Genomic DNA, 22,423 nt, shown 5'->3' with positions numbered 1-22,423 from the left:
ATTTTAGTAGCCTCTATATCCTCTGCAAAATACTTGAGAATTTCTCTAAATTTCTTCTGCGAAATTCGGGAACGAACTATATACTTGTTTTTCATCGACAGAATCATAGTTCTTGTGCTTGCACACTCTTTGAGAAAAACTCCTTTGAAAGTTTTTAACTTATCTTGAGCCAAAAAAATATCCTTGAACTCTATAGCGATTAAAATTTACAAACTTTGATATGTGAGCTTAAATTTGACGATTTATTTATTGTATTTTTCGGATCAAATTTGCTTTAATAAGAAGCAAGTGTAAAATTTTAGTCGTATTTAAAATATCGCAACGGTGGGCTGTGCAGGTGGTAAATTTACCTAATGCTTTAAATTTTAAAATGTATAGAATGAAAAAGTCGGAATTTCTTCCGACTTTGGGTTTTATAGTTTGCCGCCTTCGACGACTAGAGATTCCGGATTTACGCTATCGCCGTAGATCGGTTTTAGCGTAGCGTCATAGTCTTTGTGGAAGAAATTTTCCTTGCCAAGCTCAATAATCTCGTTATTTAGCCACTCAAGCAGCGCTTTGTTGCCCTTTTTGACCGCAGGCGCGATGACGTCGACCTCGCCTAGAGCTTCGATACCAACTGTAAAGCCATGATTTTCTTTAGCCCATGCAAAAAGCAGCGCGTTATCGTGCGCTAGCGCCGCGCCTCTTTTATCTACCAAAGCGGCGAAAGTTTCGGTGTTTTGGTCGTATTTTATAAGCTCGATGTCAGGGTGATTTTTTGTGAAATACGCATCCGCGGTAGTGCCTTTATTGACGATTAGCTTTTTGCCTTTTAGCTCATCCACGCTTTTTATGACCGCGCCGTCAGGGCTAACTACGCCTAGCGACACTTTCATGTACGGAAGCGCGAAATCAACGACTCTAGCACGCTCCGGCGTTTTTGTAAAATTTGCCAAAGTGATGTCGACTTTGTCGGCTACTAGCACTTCTACGCGGCCTGCTGCTTCTACGAGCTCAAATTTTACCTTGCTCTCGTCACCCAGCAAATCCTTTGCGATGCGTTTGGCGAAGTATATGTCATAGCCTTGGTTTTTGCCCTCTTTATCGACGTAGCCAAATGGCGGTTTGTCGCTAAAGACGCCCACGCGCACGTATCCGCGCTCTTTGATTTTAGCCAAAGCGTCAGCTTCGGCAGCCTGCAAATTAGCCTGACCCGTTAGAAAGACGGCGGCGAATGTTGCCAAAAATGAAAACAGAAGTTTTCTCATTCTTTCTCCTTTAAAATAAAGTGCGCAAAATATACAAAAGCTTGACTAAAATGCGACTAAATTTGTATTTTTTTAGATGGCTGGTGTATAGAAAAATCAAATTTTGTTTAAAAACGTAACGCTAGATTTAAAATGGAGTGTAAAATTTACTCAATATAAATTTGTAAATTTAATTTTAAATTTAAGAAATGGCTAGCGGATCAAATTTGGGCTCGTTATTTTGCGTAAATTTGAGTTAGAGTTAGGATGTTAAATCTAAGTTATTTGAATTTAACTAAAGCGCAAGAGCTTAACAGCTAAATTTGACGAAAAGCTCTCAAATTTAGCCTAAAAACATTAAATTTAAAACCTCTTAGAACGAAAATAAATTTAAAAATTTCTTCGCGCGTTCGCTTTTTGGATGCGTGAAAAACGCCTCCGGTTCGCTCTCCTCGACGATCTTGCCCTCATCCATGAAAACGATGCGATTTGCCACCGAGCGCGCAAAGCCCATCTCGTGCGTTACGATTAGCATCGTCATGCCCTCTTTTGCGAGGTTTATGACGACGTCTAGCACCTCGCGCACGATCTCGGGGTCTAGCGAGGCTGTTATCTCGTCAAAGAGCATGATCTCTGGCCTCATGCAAAGCGCTCGCACGATGGCGATACGCTGCTTTTGTCCGCCGCTAAGCTCCTTTGGATAGGCGTATTTTTTATGTTTTAGGCCAACTTTTTCTAGCCATGCTTCGGCTTCTTTTTCGACCTCTTCGCGGCTTCTTTTTTGCGCTTTTACCGGGCCTAGCACGATGTTTTCGATGACGTTCATATGGTCAAACAGCTCGTAGTTTTGAAAAACCATGCCCACTTTTTGGCGGATTTTTATCCAGTCTTTGTAGTCTTTGTCGATCTTTTCGCCAGCTATCTCTATCTGTCCGCCGTCAAAGGGCTCAAGGCCGTTTATGCAGCGCAGGGTCGTGCTTTTGCCGCATCCTGACGGTCCTAGGATCACGACTACTTCGCCGTTTTTTACGCTAAGGTCGATGCCTTTTAGCACCTGCAAGTCGCCGTAAGATTTGCTTAAATTTGAGAGTTTTAAAATTTCGCTCATTTGATTCCTTATGCCCATCTGTTTTCAAGTATCTTGGATAGTTTTGAGATAGGATAGCAGACGAGAAAATATAATAAAAATATAAAGCCGTATATCCAAAACGGCACGGTCGGGTTTGCCGTTAAGCTTGCGGCTTCGATCGTTTGCTGTCCGACTTTTAGCAGGTCGGGTACGCCTATGAGAGCGACGATCGGGGTGGTTTTGATGATACGGCTTAGTAAATTTACGCCGGCAGGCACTAGACGGCGCGTGGCTAGCGGGATCACAACGTAAAGATAAATTTGAGTCTTGCTAAGCGCCAGAGCCGCCGCGCTTTCAAACTGATGCCGCGGTATCGAGACGATCGCGCCGCGCACGATATCCATCATCTCAAACACGCCCCACAAGCTAAATACGATGAGCGAGGCGTTAAATTTAGAGATATCAAGCCCAAACGCCTTGCTTGCACCGTAGTAAAACAAAAATAGCCAGACGATTTGAGGCATTATACGTACGATTTCGAGACAAATTTTGAGCACGAAAAAGATAAATTTGTTTTTCGAGCTCATAGCCACGCCCAAAAACGTGCCCAAAACAAGAGAGATGGCGATCGAGATGGCCGAAATCTGCACGCTCATCCACAGCCCCTCGAAAATCAGCCGCTTTAAGACTAGCGGGTCGAATAAAATACTAACTCCGTCCAACTCTCATCCTTTTTTCTAGCCAAAATAACACCAAAGATATCGGCAAAATGATAATCAAATAGCTAACGACGAGCATAAAAAGCGCCTCGTCGGTCATGTAGTAAAGCCCGATGATATCCTTGGTCGCGTAAACTAGATCGGGCAGGGCGATGATACTGATGACCGAGGTTTCTTTGATGAGAAAGATGACGTTAGCCGCGACCGCGGGGATCGAAACGCTAAAAGCCTGAGGCAAGATAACGTAGCGTAAAATTTGCCCTTGCGTGAGCGCGACGCTAAGCGCGGCCTCGATCTGCGTCTTTTTCACCGCCTCAAAACCAAGGCGAAAACTCTCCGCCATGTAGCTGCCGCCTAGAAACGCAAGTCCCGCGACCGCGCAGGTAAAGGCGCTCAAATTTAGCCCGAATTTACTAAGTCCGTAGTAGAGGAAAAAAAGCTGTATAAGTAGCGGAGTGTTTCTGGAAACCTCGATGTAGCCGTTTACGATAGGCGTTAGGAGCTTGATCTTGTAAAATTTAACCAGCGTGCAAAATATGCCGATAACAAGCGATAGCAAGATACCGTAAACAGAGAGCTTGACTGTGAAAATGCCAGCTTTTACGAACATCGGCGTAAATTCTTTTATAAACTCAAAATCCATAATTTTTTTAGCTTCTTTTTGATAATTTAGCGAGATTGTAGCGAAAGCAAACTAAATTTAAAACTAATTTTGTATGATTTATTTTAAAATTTAAGCTTGCAAAAGGTATCATAACCCCTAAATTTTGATAGAAATTATTTAAATAAAGGACAAATTTGAGAGCGTTTGCAGAGTGGGAAAAACAAGAGCTGATATTTTTATCGCTACCGCACGAAAATACCGACTGGAAGCCGTATCTGGGCGAAATTTTGGATGCCTACGAGAGGCTGGTGGCAGCTATCGCGCCGTTTCAAAAGGTCGTTTTGATCTGCCCCGATGAGGGGATTTTTCGGGAGCGATTTGCTAAATTTGATAACGTGGAGTTCGTAAAAATCGACACCGATGATACGTGGATACGCGACTACGGCATGATAGACGTGCAGGACGGCGCGAAAATCGTCAGTTATGATTTTAAATTTAACGCTTGGGGCGGTAAATTTGAAAGTTCGAAGGATAATGCCGTAAATTTGGAGCTTGCCAAGCGTTTTAAAAGCGATTTGCGAAGTATCGATCTCGTGCTTGAGGGCGGCAGTATCGATTTTAACGGGCGCGGCACGCTACTAACGACGCAAAAGTGCCTACTAAACGACAATCGCAACGCCCATCTAAACAAAGAGCAGATCGAGGCGCGGCTTAAGGAGCTTTTTGGCCTTGGGCGCGTCATATGGCTTAAAAACGGCTTTATAAAGGGCGACGACACCGACAGCCACGTCGATACTCTGGCGCGTTTTATCGCTCATGATACCATCGCTTATGCCTCTTGCGACGATCCAAATGACGAGCATTTCGAGGAGCTTGCCGCGATGAAAAAAGAGCTTGAAAACACGGGCTTTAAGCTCGTGCCGCTACCGCTTCCGAAGGCTAAATTTTACGGCGACAAGAGGCTTGGGTGCACGTATGCGAATTTTATCTTTATAAACGGCGCCGCCATCGTGCCGACATACAATGATGACAACGATAAAATCGTGCTTGAGCGACTAGCGCAGGAGCTGCCGAACCATAAGATAATCGGCGTAGATTCGCTCGTTTTCGTACGTCAAAACGGCTCGCTGCATTGTTCCTCACAGAATAGATTTGTAGGCGCAAGAAGCGAAAGCGAAATCTAAATGCAATTAAACAATGCCGACATAAAAAGGCAAAATGACATTTTAGGTCGCAGAGCCGTGATAGTCGCGGGCGCTACGGCGTTTGCGCTAGCTGTGATTAAATTTGCCGCGGGTTTGATCGGCGGTTCGGTGGCGGTGCTTAGCTCGGCGATCGATTCGATGCTTGACCTGCTAGTTTCCGCGCTAAATTTCTTCGCCATCCGTAAATCCCAGGCTGCGCCTGATGCTAAATTTAACTTCGGCTACGCCAAGCTAGAAGCGCTTGCGGCGATGTTTGAGGGCGTTTTGATCGTGGGTGCCGGCGCGTTTATATTTTACGAGAGCGTGCGTAAGCTGCAAACGGAGCAAGCGCCCGTAGATACGGCTTTTTCGCTCTATGCGATGGCGCTATCGGTCGCGGTTACGGGGCTACTGGTCGCCTACCTCTCCCGCGTCGCGCGCCGCACGAGAAATTTGATCGTTAGAGCCGACGCGCTACACTATAAAAGCGACCTTTTTAGTAACCTAGCCGTTATTGCCTCGCTTATCTTGGTCGAATTTACGGGATTTGCCGCGATAGACGCCGTTTTTGGTATAGTAATTAGCGGCTACATCGCCGTTAGCGCGATAAATTTGATGAAAGAAAGCATAGGCGTGCTGCTAGACCGCGCGCTAGAGCCCGAGATAACGGCGCAAATCGAAGAGATAATCCGCTCGCGCCCTCAGATAGCAAGCTATCACGGCCTAGCTACCAGAAAGAGCGCAAACATCTGCTATGTCGCGGTTCATCTAGTCTTTAACCGTGAAATTTCGCTTTACGACGCGCACAAAATTTCAGACGAGATAGAGGCTACTATCAGGGCTAAATACGGCGAGTTTGAATGGCAGATCACGACGCATCTTGATCCGTGCGACGATCAAAATGGCTCGTGCGAATGCTAAATCAAAGGAAAAATATGAAAATTTTATTCGTTTGCCACGGAAATATCTGTCGCTCGACTATGGCGCAGTCCGTTATGCAAAATTTGAGCGAAAAGGCGGGTCTAGCCGGGCGCCTTAGCATCGACTCGCGCGCCACGCACGAGGACGAGATAGGCGAGCCGCCGTATTACGAGACGGTGCGGGTTTTGAAGCAAAACGGCGTACCCGTGACGCCCCATAAAGCAACCTTGATAACGCAAAAAGATTTTGATAGCAGCGATCTTATTTTGATAATGGACGATGAAAATTTAAGGACTTTGAAACGCAAATTCGGCGCTGAGGCTAAATTTGACGAAAAAGTAAAATTTCTGCTCGAATTTAGCGACGCGCCAAGCGGTAAAATAATCGCCGATCCATACTACACCCGCGATTTTGAGCGGTGCTACGAGGATGTTTCTAGCTCTTGCGCGGGCTTGCTTGAAAGGCTGAAGCAAATTTTATAAGCCGGCGGGAGCTGTAAAATTTAGATTGCCGGCCAGCCGTTCAAGCCCTAATTTATCCCCGCTTTGATATAATTTTGAAATTTTAAATCGTAAGGAAAAATATGAAAGTAGCGCTAATCCAACAAAAATTTCACGGCACCAAAGACGCGACCGTGCAAAGGACGCTCGAGCTCGTACGCGAGGCTAGCGGCGGCGGAGCGGAGCTTGTCGTGCTGCAGGAGCTGCACCAGACGCAGTATTTTTGCCAGAGCGAGGAGACGAGGTTTTTTGATCTTGCCGAGGACTGGGAAAACGACGTCAAATTTTGGGGTGAGGTAGCGCGTCAAAACGGCGTCGTGCTCGTCACTTCGCTCTTTGAAAAGCGCGCGGATGGCCTGTATCACAACACTGCTTTTGTCTTTGAAAAAGACGGCAGCGTAGCCGGCAAATACCGCAAAATGCACATCCCGGACGATCCGGGCTTTTACGAGAAATTTTACTTTACTCCGGGCGACATCGGCTTTGAGCCCATAGATACGAGCGTAGGTAGGCTCGGACTTTTGGTATGCTGGGATCAGTGGTATCCCGAGGCTGCGCGCCTCATGGCTCTGCGCGGTGCGAAGCTGCTCATCTATCCGACCGCGATCGGCTGGTTTGAGGGCGATGAGGAAGAGGAAAAATCGCGTCAGCTAGAGGCCTGGGTCGCCGTGCAGCGCGGGCATGCGGTCGCAAACGGCCTACCAGTGATCGCCGTAAACCGCGTGGGCTTTGAAAGTGACGAAAGCGGCGTGATGGACGGGATCAAATTTTGGGGCAATAGCTTTGTTTTCGGTGCGCAGGGTGAGGAGCTTTTCCGCGCCGATAGCCAGAGCGAGCAGTGTCGCATCGTCGAGATCGATATGACCAGGAGCGAGGAAGTGCGCAGGATTTGGCCGTTTTTGAGAGACCGAAGGATAGATGCGTACGCAAATTTAACAAAAAGATTTATTGATTAAGGCTTGTCTTTTTGCTCTATACTTCGCTTTGCTTCCCTTGTGGTCGCAACTGCAAGCAGAGACTTTTAAATTTGGCTCGGTCATTACCGACGAGGTAACTCCCGTTGCCAAATTTAAAAGCGCCTCGTCTAGAACAAAAATCCTGCACTTTATCGTTTTATGCCCAAATTTGCAAATTTGAGCCACCGAGACCCGCACCGCGGAAGTGCTAAATTTTAAACTTGCGACGCTTTGCCTCAGCAAAGCATAATTCAAGCCCCCGCCCCCTTTACAATAAAGCAAAAAAACAACCTCAAACAGTTGTTTTTTTACGCAAGGAAGCCAAACTCGTAATGGCAAATTTAACCAAACCAAATTTAGCATCTTAAAGGTGCAGGTCTTGGCCGGTAAAATTTAAACAACTATCCAAATTTGGCTGCGCCCAAACGACACGCGAAAACACCTCTATTTAAAGCCAAATTTAGCCTTTCGTTAGTAAAATACCGCCCAAGAGTTGCGGGGCAACTATTATTTATACAAGGCATTTCATGCAAAGACGCGATTTTTTAAGAAACACTGCGATTTTAGGCGCCGTTATGGCTACTCCGAGCACCGTTCTGGGAGCGGAAAAAGCTATGGGCAACAAGAGGGTTTTTGACGTAACTCTAAATCACGAAATTTTAGAGGCGGGCAAGAAAACCAGGCTGTGGATACCGCTGCCGTTCATCAGAGATTATCAAAGCGTGAGTGACGTCAAATTTGACGGTAATTTCGCCAATCCGTCGGTAAACTACGATGCGATCCCGACGCTTTACGTGGACTACGCCGAGGTGGCAAAGCCGACGCTTAGCGTTAAATTTAGAGTCGAGACCTTCGAGCGAAACACCGACTTTAGCAAGGTCAAATTTAACCCGAACGAAAAGCTGAGCGCTGAAACGGAATTGTATCTAAAACCTACTCAGCACATTCCAAATGACGGCATCGTAAAGCAAAAAGCAGGGGAGATCACAAAAGGCATAAAAGGCGATCTGGAGCGCGCGAAGGCGATCTACACGTGGGTGGCAAACACCATGCAGCGCGATAACACCGTCCTGGGCTGCGGTACGGGCGACGTAAAAGCGATCCTTGAAAGCGGCAAGCTGGTTGGCAAATGTACCGACATAAACTCCGTATTCGTTGGGCTTTGCCGCGCCGTAGGTATCCCTGCGCGCGAGATTTTCGGTATCAGAGTAGGGCAGAGCAGATTTTCAAACGAGATGGGAAAGGCCGATGAAAAGGGCCTCGCAGCGATCTCTGGCGGTCAGCACTGCAGAGCGGAATTTTATCTAAAAGGACACGGCTGGATCCCTGTCGATCCCGCGGACGTCGCAAAGGTGCGCCTAGGCGAAAAGCTAAGCAACGACGACGGTAAGCTAGTTAAAATTCGCGAGTATCTATTCGGCAACTGGGAGATGTGCTGGATCGGCTTTAACGAAGCGCGCGACTTCGTGTTATCGCCAAAACCTGCGGAATTCCCGCTAAACAACTTCGGCTATCCTTACGGCGAAGTGGACGACAATGTGCTAAATTACTATTCGCCTAAAGAATTTAGCTACGACTACAAGTCGCAAGAGGTCAAATGAAGGGCTTTTGGCTAGCTCTGGCGTCGGTAGTAAGCGCGCTGGCGGCGACTCTTTGCTGCCTGCCTGCACTTTTGTTTTTGATTTTCGGCGCTTCATTTAGCCTGCTTAGCTCGGAAGCTATCGAGAGCCTAACCGAGCTAAGGCCCTATTTTACCGCACTTGCCGCGATCTGCTTTGCGGCGAGCGCGTTTTATTTTTTCAAAAAACCAAAATCCTGCGACCTAGCAAATCGCCGCAAAAAGTGGATCTTCATCTACGTTTTTTTAGCTGTTTTTGTGATTATTCTGCTATCATACCCTGAAGTTTTAGGAAAAATTTATGAATAAAATTCTATCTATTTTACTGCTTGCAAGCATGGCGTTTGCAAATCAAAATTTTGTTATCAAAGTCGAGGGGATGCACTGCCCGCTGTGTACGGCGATGGTGCGAAAAGCCCTGCTAAACGTCGACGGCGTCATCAGCGCCAAGGCTAGCCTGCACGATAAAACCGCCCGCGTCGAGACGAAAGACGGCGTGAGCGAGAAGCAGCTGCTAGATGCGGTGGCTACGACTGGCTACACGGGCGAGATAGTTAAGTAAATTTAAGGAGCAAACATGCAAAAAAACGAGGTTATGAACGATTTTAAGAAGCTGTGCGAGATACCGCATTGCAGCTGCGAAACGGAGCAGATGAGGGAGTTTTTGGCGGATTTTGCGCGCTCTCAGGGCTTTAGCGTGAGCGTCGATGAGGCTGGCAACATCCACGCCGTAAAGGGCGAGCCTAAAATTTGCTTGCAAAGCCACTATGATATGGTCTGCGTGGGCGCGGCGCCGCATTTGGAGCTGATCGAAGAAAACGGCATCCTAAGAGCTAAAAACTCGACTCTGGGCGCTGATGATGGCATCGGCGTGGCGATGATGATGGGCGCGATGCGGGAGTTTGCAAATTTGGAGTGCCTATTTACCAACGACGAAGAGGTCGGGCTCGTGGGCGCAAACGCCTTTAAGGGTAAAATTTTATCGCCCAATCTGCTAAATTTAGACAGCGAAGAGGACGACCGCGTGACGCTGGGCTGCGCGGGCGGTATAAACGTAAGCGCAAAAATCGGCGCGCAGACCGTTAAAAAGATCGGTAAAATCTACGAAATCGGCGTTACCGGGCTTAGCGGCGGACACTCGGGTAACGAGATACACAAAAATATCCCAAACGCGACGAAACTGCTAGCGAAATTCCTCGCCGAGGAGGGCTGCGAGCTCATTAGTCTGGATTTTGGCGAGAGGAGTAACTCGATCCCCGCAAATGCCGTATGTAAGGCGCTCTGTGTGCATGATCCAAAGCAGCGAGGCCTTGCGTGGGTAAAGAGCCTGGGCGAGGGCGAAGCGGACGTGCTGGTAAATAGCGATAAAATTTTGGCGCTCATCAACTCATTTGCCCAGGGCGTGCGCAGCTACGACACGCAGCTTGGCATGGTAAACGAAAGCATAAATCTCTCGACCGTCAAGCAAAAGGGCGAAGTGATCGAGTTTGACTTTTTCGCTCGCGCGATGAAGCGCGATGGGCTCGAAAATCTGGGCTTTGAGACCGCTACGCTAGCTAGCGCGCTGGGCTTTGATGTGAGGGTAGCCGACCGCTCGGCGAACTGGGCGCCCTGCATCAGCGACTTTGCGCATCTGGTGCTTGAGGAACTGCAAAAACAAAAGCCGCAAGCCAAATTTGCCGCCGTGCACGCAGGCCTTGAGTGCGGCGTACTGGTAGCAAAACAGCCCGAGCTGCAAGCCTGCTCCATAGGCCCCAACATCCACTCGCCTCACTCCGTAAACGAGCACTGCGAGATAGCGTCGGTGGAGATGATGGCGGAGGTAGTGAGAAATATCATCGCTAGGCTTCAGTAGCTCGGAACGGCTTGTCTCTTCCGCGCCTTTAAATGAGCTAGAAATTTTCCCCCCTCGATGAACTATATGTTCTATCTTCGGTCGAAAATTTCGTCGCAACATTTAAATTCGTCGCAAGATACTTCGCCTCGTTGTTTCTAAATCCAAATTTGAGGCCAAGTTTACCAAATTTGTAAATTCGGCTTCAAATTTTACTCGCCGAGACCTGCATCTTGAAAATGTTAAAAATTTTATTTAGCCAAAGGCATTTTTAAAATTTTAAGGACAAAATTTGCAAAAAGATAACTACATTTTTCGTTTGGACGCAAGATACGCCAAAAATAATTTAATCTCAATAATAATCATATTTTTGCCTTGCGCCGCTTTGGTTTTTTATGCGATTGCGACTGCTGATGACCTTGTTTTCGAGGTCAAGACTCTTTATTTTATTGTTTTCGGAATCGCTGTTTTTATGTTTTTGCTTGAGGCGTTTGCAATATTTCGCATAGATAAAGTGTTTTTGACGGAAAATAGCATCGTCTTGCAGAAAAATAGTAAAAATTTAGAGTTTTTATACGCTGATATTAAATTTGTCATAAGAAAAGAGTGGACGATTGTCGATAAAAGTAGTATTAAATTTTACGATCGCAAAACTTCGGAACCGATATTTGTCCTCGGCGGGCATTTTATTTCGCGGAGTGATTTTGAGCGCTTTATCGAAGCTATTTCAAAGCATACGATTTTAAATAGCGAGCTTGTAGAGCAAGGCACATTCGGCGAGGCGTTAAATTTGATAGACGAAGATGGCTCGTCGCAGCTGCAATACCCGTATCTCTCAAAGAAAAATTTTTTTGGCGATTAAGGAAATTTCTTATCTTTGCTACTACACAGCTCGTTTAAAAAGCACTCTTTGCAGTTTGGCTTGACCGCCTTACAGGTGTAGCGCCCAAAAAGCACCATCGCTTGATGAAGCGTGTTTAGCTGCGTTTTAAAGGCTTTGGTTAGATCAAGCTCGACGGCTTCGGGCGTCTTGCCACTACTAAGACCAAGCCTGTGAGCCACGCGAAAAACGTGCGTATCCACGGCCATCAAATTTGATCCGAAATGCTCGATCAGCACGACGTGAGCGGTCTTTTGACCTACGCCGGCTAGACTCATTAGCTCCTTTTCGGTCGTTGGTATCTCACCGTCAAATTCGCTCATCACGCTCTTTGCCATTTTGATCAAATTTTCTGCTTTGTTATTAAAAAAACTACAGGAATTTATGAGCGCCTTTACGCTACCGAGATTTGCCTGCGCTAGGCTTGCTACGTCCGGGTAGGCCTCAAAAAGCGAAGGCGTGATCAAATTTACGCGCTTATCGGTGCACTGCGCACTTAACATCACGCAAACGAGCAGCTCGTAGAGGTTGCGAAATTTAAGCTCGCTGCCCGCGTCTTTGAAATTTTCTAAAAATAAATTTTTGATAGCGTTTATATCTTTTTTTGTTCTCATGGCGCCGATTTTAGCCGTTTTTATTTAAATTTTCGATGAATTATAACTTATATTTAATGACTTTCCTGCTATAATCACCCTCGCAAAAATCTAAATTTAAGGAACAAAGATGAATAAAATTTTATTCGCATCTCTTAGTTTGGCTGCGGCTCTAAGCCTAAGTGCGGCGGAGTACGCCACTGTAAACGGAACAAAAGTAACCGATAAGGACGTAGCTTTCACGCTTGCTGCGATGCCTGGCGTAACCCTAGAGCAACTACCTAAAGATACTCAAAAAAAGGTGATCGACGAAACTATTAATAGAAAACTACTTTTAGAAGAGGCTAAAAAGAGCGGACTAGATAAGAGCGACGAATACAAAGCTGCGCTTGAAGAGCTAAAAAATAACCTTGTGCTTGATCTTTGGATGAAGAGAATTTTTGACAATATCAAAGTTAGCGAAGGCGAGATCAGCGACTTTTATAACAAAAATAAAGCCGAATTTGCCGTGCCTGCACAAGTAAGAGCTAAACATATCCTAGTGGCTACTGAAAAAGACGCAAACGATATAATAGCTGCGCTAAAAGGTCTAAAAGGCGACGAGCTGGTTAAAAAATTCGAAGAGCTAGCTAAATCTAAATCTACCGATCAAGGTTCTGCGGCTAACGGCGGCGAACTAGGATGGTTTGGCCAATCTCAAATGGTAAAACCTTTCGCGGACGCTGCATTTGCACTTAAAAAAGGCGAAGTAACTCAAAAACCTGTTAAATCAAATTTCGGCTACCACGTAATCCTAAAAGAGGATAGTAAAGCTGCCGGTACCGTGGGTCTAAACGAGGTTAAACCTCAAATAGAGGGCAACCTAAAGATGGAGAAATTTAGAAACGATATCAGAAAAAGAGGCGACGAGCTTCGCTCAAAAGCTAAAGTAGAATATAAATAAGGTCGATAAAATGGGTGTTTTAGACGTAGTAAAAGCCGGCGTTTTAAGCGGCGATGACGTAACTAGGTTGTATAAATACGCAAAGGAGCAGGGCTTTGCCATACCTGCGGTAAACGTGGTCGGAAGCGACTCGGTAAATGCCGTTTTAGAGGCGGCAAAGACGGCTAACTCACCCGTTATCATCCAATTTAGTAACGGCGGAGCCGGCTTTTATGCTGGCAAAGCTTGCGGGAACGCCGATGTACTAGGCGCAGTAGCAGGCGCGCAACACGTGCACCTGCTAGCTAAGGCTTACGGCGTGCCCGTGATCCTGCACACCGATCACGCGGCTAGAAAGCTACTGCCTTGGATCGACGAGCTGGTTAAATTTAGCCGCGAATACAAAAAGGCTCACGGCGTGCCGCTTTTTAGTTCGCATATGCTTGATCTTAGCGAAGAGAGCTTGGAGGAAAATTTAAGCACTTGCGAGAAGTATCTAAAAGAGCTTAGCGAGCTTGGTATTAGCCTAGAGATCGAGCTTGGCGTAACTGGCGGCGAAGAGGACGGCGTGGATAATACGGGCGTTGATAACGCGCTTTTATATACGCAGCCAGAAGACGTCGCGCAGGCTTATGAACGACTAAGTAAAATCAGCGATAGATTTAGTATAGCGGCGAGCTTTGGCAACGTTCACGGCGTTTATAAGCCGGGCAACGTCGTGTTGCGACCGGAAATTTTGAAAAACTCGCAAGCTTATGTCGCGGATAAATTTAAAACTCCGACCGATAAACCCGTAAATTTCGTCTTTCACGGCGGAAGTGGCAGTGAGCTAAAAGATATCAAAAATGCTGTAAGCTACGGCGTTATTAAGATGAACATTGACACTGATACTCAGTGGGCATTTTGGGACGGTGTGCGCGAGTATGAGGCTAAAAATAGAGCATACTTGCAAGGCCAGATCGGCAACCCAGAGGGTGAGGATAAGCCAAATAAAAAATACTACGATCCGCGCAAATGGCTACGGAGCGGCGAGGAGTCGATGGTAAAGCGCCTATTAACCGCTTTTGAAGATTTAAACTGCTTAAATAGAAATTAAGGTTTACAATGGAACCCAAAAAAGAAGCGAGAAACGATAATTTCACTGATTTGGCGTTGCCTGAGGTAAAAGGCAGGCAATCTTTTTTCGTATATACGAAAATCATATTTTTGCCGACGGCGATATATATCGTCGCGCTTCTTGGGTTTTTTGGGTATATAGATTTTCAAATCGGCCTACACACGGTCGTTATGATGGGTATTATTTGGGTGATTTCGCTAATCTTTGCTAAAAATAGCGCCGAGCTTGCTTGTTGTTATTTTGAGCAAAGCGGAGCTGATTTCAAGCGAAATTTAAAAGAATACATCATCAAACATCTTTTAGTGATCGGTAAAGATACGAAATCAAATGCCGGTTTTGATGAATTTGTCGCCTACTATACTAGAAATTTACGTAATGAAAATTTCGCTTCCGTGGGTGCGGGCATCTTCCCGATGCTGGGTATTTTGGGAACATTTATCAGTATCGCGGTTTCTATGCCGGAGTTTAACTCTTCAAATACTACCGAGCTCGAAACTGAAATTTCAACCCTTCTTAGCGGCGTAGCGACTGCGTTTTACGTCTCTATTTACGGTATTTTTCTAGCGCTTTGGTGGATATTTTTTGAAAAATATGGAACGAGCAAATTTGAAACGCTAGTGCGAAGACAGAAAAACGCTACGAGCGGCTTTTTCTGGACGAAAGAGGAGCTTGATAGAAGATATTTGCAAGAGAATTTAAGACACTTTGAAAAGATCGGAGTGATCTTTGAGCACGTTAGTAATGCCGAGTTCTTTGAGGAGCTGGATAAGACTATCGAGGCTAAATTTAAAACTTTTACAAATATCTTGAAAAACGAAGAAGAAGCTGTCAAGCTAAGCGGCGAACACATCAAGCAAACGATGAATACGCTGCTAAAATCCTCGAAAGATCAAAAAGATCTTATCAAAGTCCATGCCGAAATCTTGAACGTTATCAATAAATTTAACGGTAACATCAAAGATATGCAACTAAAATTTGCCGAGCAGTACAACCGTCTCTATGATGTGGGCGGCGAGCGTATCGCAAAGCTCGAAAAGAGCGTGGGCGAACTAGAGTATAATGTTAAAAATTTCAGTGAGTCTCTTTCTAAATTTAGTAGTGAAATCTTAGAAAAACAAAAACTTGCAATGGATGGCTTTAAAGAGAGCTTAATTGACGGCGTACAGGCATTTAAAAAGGCTTTTGACGACGAAGCAATCGGAGCTTATGATGATAATAGCGCGCTCATTGAAGGGCTAAAGCAAGACATCGACGAGCTTGATAAAGAGGCGAATGAGATCTTGCAAACCATCGAAAAGGCGAGTATGCTAGATGAAAACGCGTAACGAGAACAAAAGCGGAGACCAGACCTTTTGGATATCGTATGCGGACCTGATGGCTGGGCTGATGTTTGTTTTTATGCTCATCATCGGCGCCGTTGTCGTAAAATACGTCCTTAGCCAAAGCGATCTGGCAAAACTACAAAAAGACTTAAGCGAGCGTGAAAAGCAAATCGCCTCGTCTCAAAGCGAGCTCGTTCGTAAAGAAAATGTCATAAAAGAAATTTTTTCAAATTTGGACCGCGCAAAGAGCGAAAATAAAGAGCTTGCCGACATAAACAGGCTCGTAAACGAGATGCTTGAAGGCGTCAAAAAAGAGAAAAACGAACTCACGAATTTAACCCAAACCTACGAGATAAATCTAAACGACGCGAATAAAACTATCGCGGATTTGCAGGATAGAGTGCTGCAGCTGGGGCAAATTTTAGCGCAAAAAGATGAGGCGCTAAATGAGCTAAATGCAAAATACGGCGATGAAATCTCAAAATTTACCGCACTGGAAGAGGATTTTAACAAAACAAAAGACAAGATAAAAGACATCAGCTCGCTTCGCTCAAATGTCATATCAAATTTACGCGCTAAGCTTGGAAACAAGGTCAGTATAGATCCAAGCTCGGGTGTCGTGTCGCTGCCTGAGTCTATACTTTTTGACACGGGATCTTATGAACTAAGAGACGAAGCAAAGGCACGTCTAAAAGAAATCTTGCAGACTTATTTTGAGGCGATTTTAAATAACGAAGAGATCGCAAAACACATCGACAGGATCGTGATCGAGGGGCATACAAACTCCGTTGGTAGCTACATGTACAACCTTGATCTGTCGCAAAAGCGCGCGTATTCGGTACTAGACTTTATCTACTCGTGGAACAAAGACAAGCGCCTAGAGCACTATCTCATCGCTAGCGGACGTAGCTTTAGCGATCTGGTGATGAAAAATGGCAAAGAAGACCCCGACGCCTCAAGGCGCATCGAGATCAAATTTTCGATCTCGGACAAAGAGTCGATGAAAGAGATGCAAGATCTCTTGGAGCGGCAAAATCAAAAGCATTCAAAAGACTAAATTTAACGGACTCGAGTTTTACGTACTTCGCGACGATCTGATGGACGGCGAATTTAACGGCAACAAGGCTAGAAAGCTAGAGTATTTCCTGCATGCTGGTCTAGGCAGTATAAAGCGCGTCGTTAGCTACGGCTCTAGCCAGTCAAACGCGATGTATAGCCTAAGCGTCTTTGCCAAGATGAGGGGCCTGGAGTTTCACTACGTAGTTTCAAATTTAAACTCAAATTTAGCAGAAAATCCGATCGGAAATTTTAAATTTGCCCTTGGAAACGGGATGAAAATCTATATAAATAAAGATAGACGGGCACGGGCTAAGGCTCTAGCTTACGAACTAGCTAGCCTAAAAGAGGGTGAGATTTACGGCGATGAGGCTGTAAATTTGACGTGCGGTTCTGGTAGAAACGGATCAAATTTAAGTAAATTTAATGAACGACTAGGTTTTGCGGGTATGAATTTAAGTGCGAAAAATATGCCGAATTCGCAAGCCGAGATCGCGCCGAATTTACAAAATCTAGGCAGAGAAAATTTGAACAAATTTGACGGATCGGCAAAGCTCGCAAGCGCAAATTTTGGCGAATTCATAAGCCATAAAAACTTAAATTTAACAAAATCCGCAGATCAAACAAGCTCAAATTTGTCCGCTGCGCAGGATTGCTTCATCGGCGATTCGCTTTTTATAAACGAGGGCGTTTGGCAGCCGCAGGCCGAGGCGGGCTTTATCTCGCAGGCTAGGCAGATAGAGTGCTGGGCGGATGCGGAGGGCAAGACCGTTGATATATTTTTGCCCTCGGGCACGGGCACGTCGGCGGCGTTTTTGGCTAAGCATGTCAAATTTGACGTCTACACCTGTCCTTGCGTGGGCGACGCAGACTACCTAAAAAGCGAGATCGAGGAGCTGACGCCAAACTCAAAGGCGCACATTTTGCCGCCGCCGAAAAAATATCATTTCGGCGATCTAAAGCCCGAGCTTTATCAAATTTGGCGCGAAGTATGCGAACAAACGGGGATAGAGTTTGAGCTCATTTACGATCCTGTGGGCTTTTTAACGATGATGGCAAACCTTGGCGCATTTAAAAACGAGATTTTATACATCCACCAAGGCGGCGTGCTCGGAAATATCAGTCAAAAACTAAGATACGAAAGAAAATTTAAGGAGACGAGATGAAGTTTTTACTCACTAGCAACGAAAATTTTAAGGACTATTTTGCGGCTTTGGTAAACCGCTCAAACGGCGACATGAGCGCGGTTACGCCCGCCGTTTCGCAGATACTGGACGACGTGCGCGCTAGAGGCGACGAGGCGCTTTTTGAGCAGATAGAAAAATTTGACCGCTGGAAACCTGACGCAAATAGCCTAAAAATCGGCACCGAAGAGATGCAAAAGGCCTACGACGGTATAGATAGCTGCCTACGAAACGCTCTAAATTTAGCCTTTGAGCGCATCAAAAGCTACCACGAAAAAAGCCTACCAAAAACTTGGATGGAGCACGATGAGCACGGCGTTTTGCTAGGCGCCAAGTACACCCCGCTAGACCGCGCGGGACTATATATCCCTGGAGGTAAGGCCGCCTATCCTAGTTCGCTTCTCATGAACGCCGTCCCGGCCCTGGTTGCGGGCGTTGGGGAGATAGTAGTCTGCACGCCTGCCGTTGGGGGCAAGGTAAATACGCTACTGCTAGCAGCCATGCATATCTGCGGCATCAAGGAAGCCTATAAAGTCGGCGGCGCCTCGGCGGTAGCGGCGATGGCCTACGGCACGCAAACGATCAAAAAAACCGACGTCATCACGGGCCCTGGCAACATATACGTCGCGACGGCTAAAAAACTCGTCTACGGCGAGGTAAATATCGATATGATCGCGGGCCCTAGCGAGATCTGCGTCATCGCCGACGAGAGCGCCGACCCTCGCCACATCGCCGTGGATCTGCTCTCGCAGGCCGAGCACGACGAGATGGCTAGCGCTGTACTTATCACGCCAAATCAGGCCTTCGGTGCGGCAGTGCAAAGGCATATCAACGAGGAGATCAAGACTCTAGCTAGACAGCCCATCGCGCAGGTTAGCATCGATAAAAAGGGCGCTATCATCGTAGCTAGCGACCTGGATGAGTGCGTGAGGCTGGCTAACGAGCTAGCGCCCGAGCACCTAGAGATCGCCACAAATGACGCGATGGAGCTGGCCGCGCAGATCAGGCACGCGGGCGCGATATTTATCGGACACTTTACGCCTGAAGCGATGGGCGACTATCTAGCAGGGCCAAACCATACGCTGCCTACGGGCGGTAGCGCGAGGTTTTATTCGCCTCTCGGGGTTGAAAATTTTATGAAGCGCACCTCGCTCATCTCGCTAAACGCAAAAGGCATAAGCGAGCTAGGAAACGCATGCATGAAGTTAGCCGATGCCGAGGGGCTGGGGGCGCATAAGCGTTCGGTCGCGGTTAGACTAGAAGCTTTAAAATAGATATTATCTCTCGGGAGCTTTTAACGGAACTCGCGAAAAATCGGCTTGACGGACTGGCTTGTCCAGTCTACGCCTATTTTTCGCTTCGTAACTCTTAAAATCTCTCCAAGATATAATATCTTTTGCATTTTTTAGATAAATTTTAAATTCGCCGTGACTTTTGAGTAGTTTTTTGAGCGCTTTTTGAAGGGCTAGTAAAAATGAATACTCACGGACGACCGGTCTGCTCCGTTTTATTTTTACGTCGCAACTTCAAAAATCATCTCAAGATATAACGCCTTTTTGTTTAAATTTACGGTTTTTGCGAATTCTTTGCCGCGAGTTTAGCGTGTGAAATAAACAAGCAAGCGGCTTGCTAAAATTTACGTTTTTATAAAATTTACGGCAATCTCGCAAAAGGAGACAAATGAGTCCGAAAAATCCCGTTTCAAATTTTATTTCAGCGGGTGATGAGATGCTCGCTTTTTTGTCAAATTTGGACCCAAAGTGGCGTATTAGCGACGACGGATCGGAGTTTATAGAGCGAAATTTTACTTTTGCCGGCTCAAAACCGGTTTTGCAAAAATTTAAAAGATTATAAAACGGCTGATTATAAAAATTTTGCCGATATTAAAAACTTTCTAAACTCAAATCCAAATATCCAAATTAAAATTTTAAGCGGCGAGGTAAGCTACACTGGCGACAATCTAAGCAGCACAGGGGTCAAATTTGCCCCCGAGTTGTTTTTACGATTTTTAAAATTTACGGTTGAAAACATCCCAGAGCATCGCTATTTTTGCGCTCCCGAGGCGGGTTGGATTTTACTCGTCGCAATGGAGGGATACGTAGAATTTGGCGTTTTGGACTAACGGAGCCGCTAAATTTAACCCTTTACAAGCTTGCGTAATCGCCGCAAATCAGCCTTGCACATGCTGTTGCTTAAATTGAACGAATTTGCAAAATACGCTACCGTTTCCTATCTTTAGTTGCCTGTGTTAAAGTTTCTAAACCCCGCCTTAAATCAGACGGAGTTTAGAAGGTTGTAAATGAGTCAAATTTAGGCGGTTTTTGCGCTCTTGTTACCAAAAATTTCTAAAAATTTAATCGCTAGTTTTTGAAATATATTTTCTTTTTTACGTTTGCTAAGTAAAAATTTTGCCGTTTCGCTTCTACCAAACATCACCGCAAAGGTGCATGGCGTCATACCTAGACCATTATTTGCTTCGATATCGGCTCCGGCGTTAACTAACGCTTTTACTATGTCTAAGTACCCCTTAAACGCAGCGCCCGCAAGCGGAGTTTGCCCGCGGTCGTTGCGTTCATCTACTCTAGCGCCGTTTGAGAGTAGCATATTTACGGTATTTAGAGCATTGTTGTAGCTAGCCAGCATCAAAAGCGTATCGCCTTTGGCTGATTTTAAATTTACGCTAAGCCCCGCCTTTATCATCTTTTCTAGCTCGTCTGCTTCGTCTTGCCTCGCAAAATCAAGCGCCATGGCGCAAAGTTCGCTATATCTTTGCTCTTCAGCCTGCGTTAAATTTGTCAAATTTTAGCCTTTAGCGCAGCTCTGACGCCGTTTGCGTACTCTGGCGAGATTTGCTCAAAGTGCCCTATCGCACGCTCTTTTATCGCTTCGCTCACACTAGCCATACTCTCTGCAATATTGCTAAAAAGCTGTGATTTTTGGCTGTCGTTCATTAGAGCAAAAAGCGCTCTGGGTTGCGAGTAATAATCCTGATCCTCAGCTCTATGGTCGTATCTTTGCATTGCGCCTTCTAAATTTATATCAGGCTCTAGCAGGCTTCTATCCTCTTTGCCGCCACCAAAGCTGTTTGGTTCATAGTAGGCTTTATCGTCGAGTTCGTACATTCCGTTATTCATCGCGCCGCCCGTGACGTAGGTGTTTATTTCGCTTATCGGACGATTTACGCTTAGTTGTGCGTAGTGCGTGCCTATGCGATATCTTTGAGCGTCCGGATAGCTAAAGATTCTTGCTTGAAGCATTTTATCGGGGCTAAAGCTGATACCAGGGACTATATTTGACGGGCTAAATGCGGCTTGCTCTACTTCGTTGAAGTAATTTTTAGGATTTTCATTTAGTGTCATGACGCCAACGTCGATAAGCGGAAATTCCTTATGCGACCATGTTTTGGTTAGGTCAAACGGGTTAAATTTGACGCTTTTTGCCTGATCTTGGGTCATTATTTGGATTTTAAAATCCCAACTTGGAAAATTTCCTTTTTCTATATTTTCAAAGAGGTCTCTTTGGTTGCTCTCCCTGTCTTTTGCGATTATTTGCGCGGCTTCATCGTTGGTTAAATTTTTAATGCCTTGACGAGTTTTGAAGTGAAATTTGACCCAGAATCTCTCGTTTTTGTCATTTATCAAGCTATAGGTGTGGCTGCCAAATCCATGCATATGGCGGTAGCTAGCAGGTATGCCGCGGTCGCTCATTAAAATCGTAACTTGATGCATAGTTTCAGGGCTCAAACTCCAAAAATCCCAAGCGGCTTCGTTTGAGCGTAGATGCGTGCGCGGGTCGCGTTTTTGAGTATGGATGAAATCGGGAAATTTATACGGATCTTTGATGAAAAAAATCGGAGTGTTGTTGCCGACTAAGTCCCAGTTGCCCTCTTTTGTGTAAAATTTAATCGCAAAGCCCCTTACGTCGCGCTCGGCATCAGCCGCTCCGGCCTCTCCGGCTACGGTAGAAAATCTCAGGAACAGCCTCGTTTTCTCGCCTTTTTGCAAGACGTTTGCTTTCGTATAGCGTGAGATATCGTGCGTGATCTCTAGAGTACCGTACGCAGCGCTACCTTTTGCATGGACGGCTCTTTCCGGGATGCGTTCTCTGTTTTGGTGGGCTAGCTTTTCAAGTAGTTGATAATCTTGCAGCATTATGCCGCCACGGCTGCCAGCAGTGAGCGAGTTTTGATTGTCGGCTATCGGATTGCCTGAAGTGGTAGTTAGTTTTTTCATATTTTTTCCTTTTTAATAAAAAATGTTATTTTGGAATTATACTTATTTAGAATAAAATTTTTCTTAAATAATAAAAATTACTAATAAATAATTTTATAAATTTGGAGCTATAGAAAAAAGCTATCTATAACTTAACTACATTCAAAGAAGCAGTAGGTTGCGATGAGAGCTGCGTTCTTAAAAATAACAAACGTAGCGAAGTAAAAATAAGTACGTAGCCTATGGATATAGAAGTATCAAAAGCATCTAATTTGACTAAAATTTGAAAATAACGCTATTGAACTAAAAGAAAAGAGGTTTTAATTCAACTTAACTCGTACTAAGCGTAGAATATCTAAATTTAAAAGGAAAAAGAAAGAGAATTTCTTAAGTTTAATTGAGCCAAAATAAATATTTGCCGGTGATCGGTTTACTCTATTGCGTCTTTTGTATCGTTACTTTTAAGACTGTCTCTAAAAAATATAGGAATTAATAATTTTTTCA

General features: G+C 45.4%; 23 protein-coding genes and 1 pseudogene. 16 read left to right on the top strand and 8 right to left on the bottom strand.

Going from position 1 to position 22,423, the window contains the following annotated elements:
* The 5 genes and pseudogenes from CSUNSWCD_RS11110 to CSUNSWCD_RS09810 all read right to left on the bottom strand — a co-directional run.
* Positions 1 to 107, bottom strand: a pseudogene (locus CSUNSWCD_RS11110) (IS1595 family transposase); the annotation flags it as partial.
* A gap of 306 nt (positions 108 to 413) precedes the next feature.
* Positions 414 to 1,250: a cysteine ABC transporter substrate-binding protein gene (locus CSUNSWCD_RS09825; protein WP_009496761.1), complete on the bottom strand. Its 837-nt coding sequence runs from the start codon at positions 1,248 to 1,250 to the stop codon at positions 414 to 416.
* 352 nt (positions 1,251 to 1,602) lie between these two features.
* Positions 1,603 to 2,337: an amino acid ABC transporter ATP-binding protein gene (locus tag CSUNSWCD_RS09820; protein ID WP_002950871.1), complete on the bottom strand. Its 735-nt coding sequence runs from the start codon at positions 2,335 to 2,337 to the stop codon at positions 1,603 to 1,605.
* 8 nt (positions 2,338 to 2,345) lie between these two features.
* Entirely contained in the window at positions 2,346 to 3,020 is a 675-nt protein-coding gene (locus tag CSUNSWCD_RS09815; protein WP_009496759.1) for an amino acid ABC transporter permease, read from the bottom strand.
* Positions 3,007 to 3,660 carry an amino acid ABC transporter permease gene (locus tag CSUNSWCD_RS09810; protein ID WP_009496757.1) on the bottom strand — a complete coding sequence of 218 codons (654 nt, stop codon included), beginning with the start codon at positions 3,658 to 3,660 and terminating at the stop codon, positions 3,007 to 3,009. Before CSUNSWCD_RS09810 ends, CSUNSWCD_RS09815 begins: the two co-directional genes overlap by 14 nt.
* 155 nt (positions 3,661 to 3,815) lie before the next feature.
* Here CSUNSWCD_RS09810 and CSUNSWCD_RS09805 point away from each other — a divergent pair, with 155 nt between their 5' ends.
* The 9 genes from CSUNSWCD_RS09805 to CSUNSWCD_RS09760 all read left to right on the top strand — a co-directional run bounded on the left by CSUNSWCD_RS09805 (position 3,816) and on the right by CSUNSWCD_RS09760 (position 11,496).
* A complete protein-coding gene (locus CSUNSWCD_RS09805; RefSeq protein WP_009496755.1) occupies positions 3,816 to 4,805 on the top strand; it encodes an agmatine deiminase family protein in 990 nt (329 codons plus the stop codon).
* Positions 4,806 to 5,726, top strand: coding sequence for a cation diffusion facilitator family transporter (locus tag CSUNSWCD_RS09800; RefSeq protein WP_009496754.1), 921 nt, complete (start codon positions 4,806 to 4,808; stop codon positions 5,724 to 5,726).
* Positions 5,727 to 5,740: 14 nt separating this feature from the next.
* Complete coding sequence (locus tag CSUNSWCD_RS09795) at positions 5,741 to 6,208, top strand: low molecular weight protein-tyrosine-phosphatase (protein ID WP_009496753.1); 468 nt, start codon at positions 5,741 to 5,743, stop codon at positions 6,206 to 6,208.
* A gap of 101 nt (positions 6,209 to 6,309) precedes the next feature.
* Complete coding sequence (locus CSUNSWCD_RS09790; protein ID WP_009496752.1) at positions 6,310 to 7,182, top strand: carbon-nitrogen hydrolase; 873 nt, start codon at positions 6,310 to 6,312, stop codon at positions 7,180 to 7,182.
* Positions 7,183 to 7,709: 527 nt separating this feature from the next.
* Positions 7,710 to 8,783, top strand: a complete 1,074-nt coding sequence (locus CSUNSWCD_RS09780) for a transglutaminase-like domain-containing protein (RefSeq protein WP_009496749.1) — start codon at positions 7,710 to 7,712, stop codon at positions 8,781 to 8,783.
* Positions 8,780 to 9,109, top strand: coding sequence for a hypothetical protein (locus CSUNSWCD_RS09775; protein ID WP_009496747.1), 330 nt, complete (start codon positions 8,780 to 8,782; stop codon positions 9,107 to 9,109). The genes CSUNSWCD_RS09780 and CSUNSWCD_RS09775 overlap by 4 nt, the downstream gene beginning before the upstream one ends.
* The gene (locus CSUNSWCD_RS09770) at positions 9,102 to 9,362 is read left to right on the top strand and encodes a heavy-metal-associated domain-containing protein (protein WP_009496745.1); all 261 of its coding nucleotides are present in this window, start codon (positions 9,102 to 9,104) and stop codon (positions 9,360 to 9,362) included. Before CSUNSWCD_RS09775 ends, CSUNSWCD_RS09770 begins: the two co-directional genes overlap by 8 nt.
* Positions 9,363 to 9,377: 15 nt before the next feature.
* The gene (locus tag CSUNSWCD_RS09765; RefSeq protein WP_009496743.1) at positions 9,378 to 10,655 is read left to right on the top strand and encodes a M20/M25/M40 family metallo-hydrolase; all 1,278 of its coding nucleotides are present in this window, start codon (positions 9,378 to 9,380) and stop codon (positions 10,653 to 10,655) included.
* Between the two features lie 271 nt (positions 10,656 to 10,926).
* A complete protein-coding gene (locus CSUNSWCD_RS09760) occupies positions 10,927 to 11,496 on the top strand; it encodes a hypothetical protein (protein WP_009496741.1) in 570 nt (189 codons plus the stop codon).
* Here CSUNSWCD_RS09760 and nth read toward each other — a convergent pair.
* On the bottom strand, positions 11,493 to 12,128 hold the full coding sequence (nth, locus tag CSUNSWCD_RS09755) for an endonuclease III (protein ID WP_009496739.1): 636 nt from the start codon (positions 12,126 to 12,128) through the stop codon (positions 11,493 to 11,495). The genes CSUNSWCD_RS09760 and nth overlap by 4 nt on opposite strands.
* Positions 12,129 to 12,237: 109 nt before the next feature.
* On the opposite strand from nth, the gene CSUNSWCD_RS09750 reads away from it, so the two are divergent.
* From CSUNSWCD_RS09750 to CSUNSWCD_RS09720, 7 genes are all read left to right on the top strand, one after another.
* Positions 12,238 to 13,050: a peptidylprolyl isomerase gene (locus CSUNSWCD_RS09750; protein WP_009496737.1), complete on the top strand. Its 813-nt coding sequence runs from the start codon at positions 12,238 to 12,240 to the stop codon at positions 13,048 to 13,050.
* 10 nt (positions 13,051 to 13,060) lie between these two features.
* Positions 13,061 to 14,125, top strand: a complete 1,065-nt coding sequence (gene fbaA, locus CSUNSWCD_RS09745; protein ID WP_009496734.1) for a class II fructose-bisphosphate aldolase — start codon at positions 13,061 to 13,063, stop codon at positions 14,123 to 14,125.
* Between the two features lie 8 nt (positions 14,126 to 14,133).
* Complete coding sequence (locus CSUNSWCD_RS09740) at positions 14,134 to 15,471, top strand: MotA/TolQ/ExbB proton channel family protein (protein ID WP_009496732.1); 1,338 nt, start codon at positions 14,134 to 14,136, stop codon at positions 15,469 to 15,471.
* A complete protein-coding gene (locus CSUNSWCD_RS09735; protein ID WP_009496730.1) occupies positions 15,458 to 16,525 on the top strand; it encodes an OmpA family protein in 1,068 nt (355 codons plus the stop codon). The genes CSUNSWCD_RS09740 and CSUNSWCD_RS09735 overlap by 14 nt, the downstream gene beginning before the upstream one ends.
* Before the next feature lie 40 nt (positions 16,526 to 16,565).
* A complete protein-coding gene (locus CSUNSWCD_RS09730; RefSeq protein WP_009496729.1) occupies positions 16,566 to 17,690 on the top strand; it encodes a pyridoxal phosphate-dependent deaminase in 1,125 nt (374 codons plus the stop codon).
* Positions 17,687 to 18,982, top strand: coding sequence for a histidinol dehydrogenase (gene hisD / locus CSUNSWCD_RS09725; protein WP_009496728.1), 1,296 nt, complete (start codon positions 17,687 to 17,689; stop codon positions 18,980 to 18,982). The genes CSUNSWCD_RS09730 and hisD overlap by 4 nt, the downstream gene beginning before the upstream one ends.
* Positions 18,983 to 19,518: 536 nt before the next feature.
* Positions 19,519 to 19,830 carry a hypothetical protein gene (locus tag CSUNSWCD_RS09720; RefSeq protein ID WP_009496725.1) on the top strand — a complete coding sequence of 104 codons (312 nt, stop codon included), beginning with the start codon at positions 19,519 to 19,521 and terminating at the stop codon, positions 19,828 to 19,830.
* A 188-nt stretch (positions 19,831 to 20,018) separates the two neighbouring features.
* Here CSUNSWCD_RS09720 and CSUNSWCD_RS09715 read toward each other — a convergent pair whose 3' ends face one another.
* Positions 20,019 to 20,507: an ankyrin repeat domain-containing protein gene (locus tag CSUNSWCD_RS09715; protein WP_009496724.1), complete on the bottom strand. Its 489-nt coding sequence runs from the start codon at positions 20,505 to 20,507 to the stop codon at positions 20,019 to 20,021.
* Positions 20,504 to 21,940, bottom strand: a complete 1,437-nt coding sequence (locus tag CSUNSWCD_RS09710) for a catalase (protein ID WP_009496722.1) — start codon at positions 21,938 to 21,940, stop codon at positions 20,504 to 20,506. The genes CSUNSWCD_RS09715 and CSUNSWCD_RS09710 overlap by 4 nt, the downstream gene beginning before the upstream one ends.
* Positions 21,941 to 22,423 lie beyond the last annotated feature (483 nt).

The sequence above is a fragment of the Campylobacter showae CSUNSWCD genome (genome assembly GCF_000313615.1).
GTDB classification, from domain to species: Bacteria; Campylobacterota; Campylobacteria; order Campylobacterales; family Campylobacteraceae; genus Campylobacter_A; species Campylobacter_A showae_A.
The sequence above is the reverse complement of the archived record's forward strand: the minus strand, read 5'-3'. Positions and strand labels throughout refer to the sequence as shown.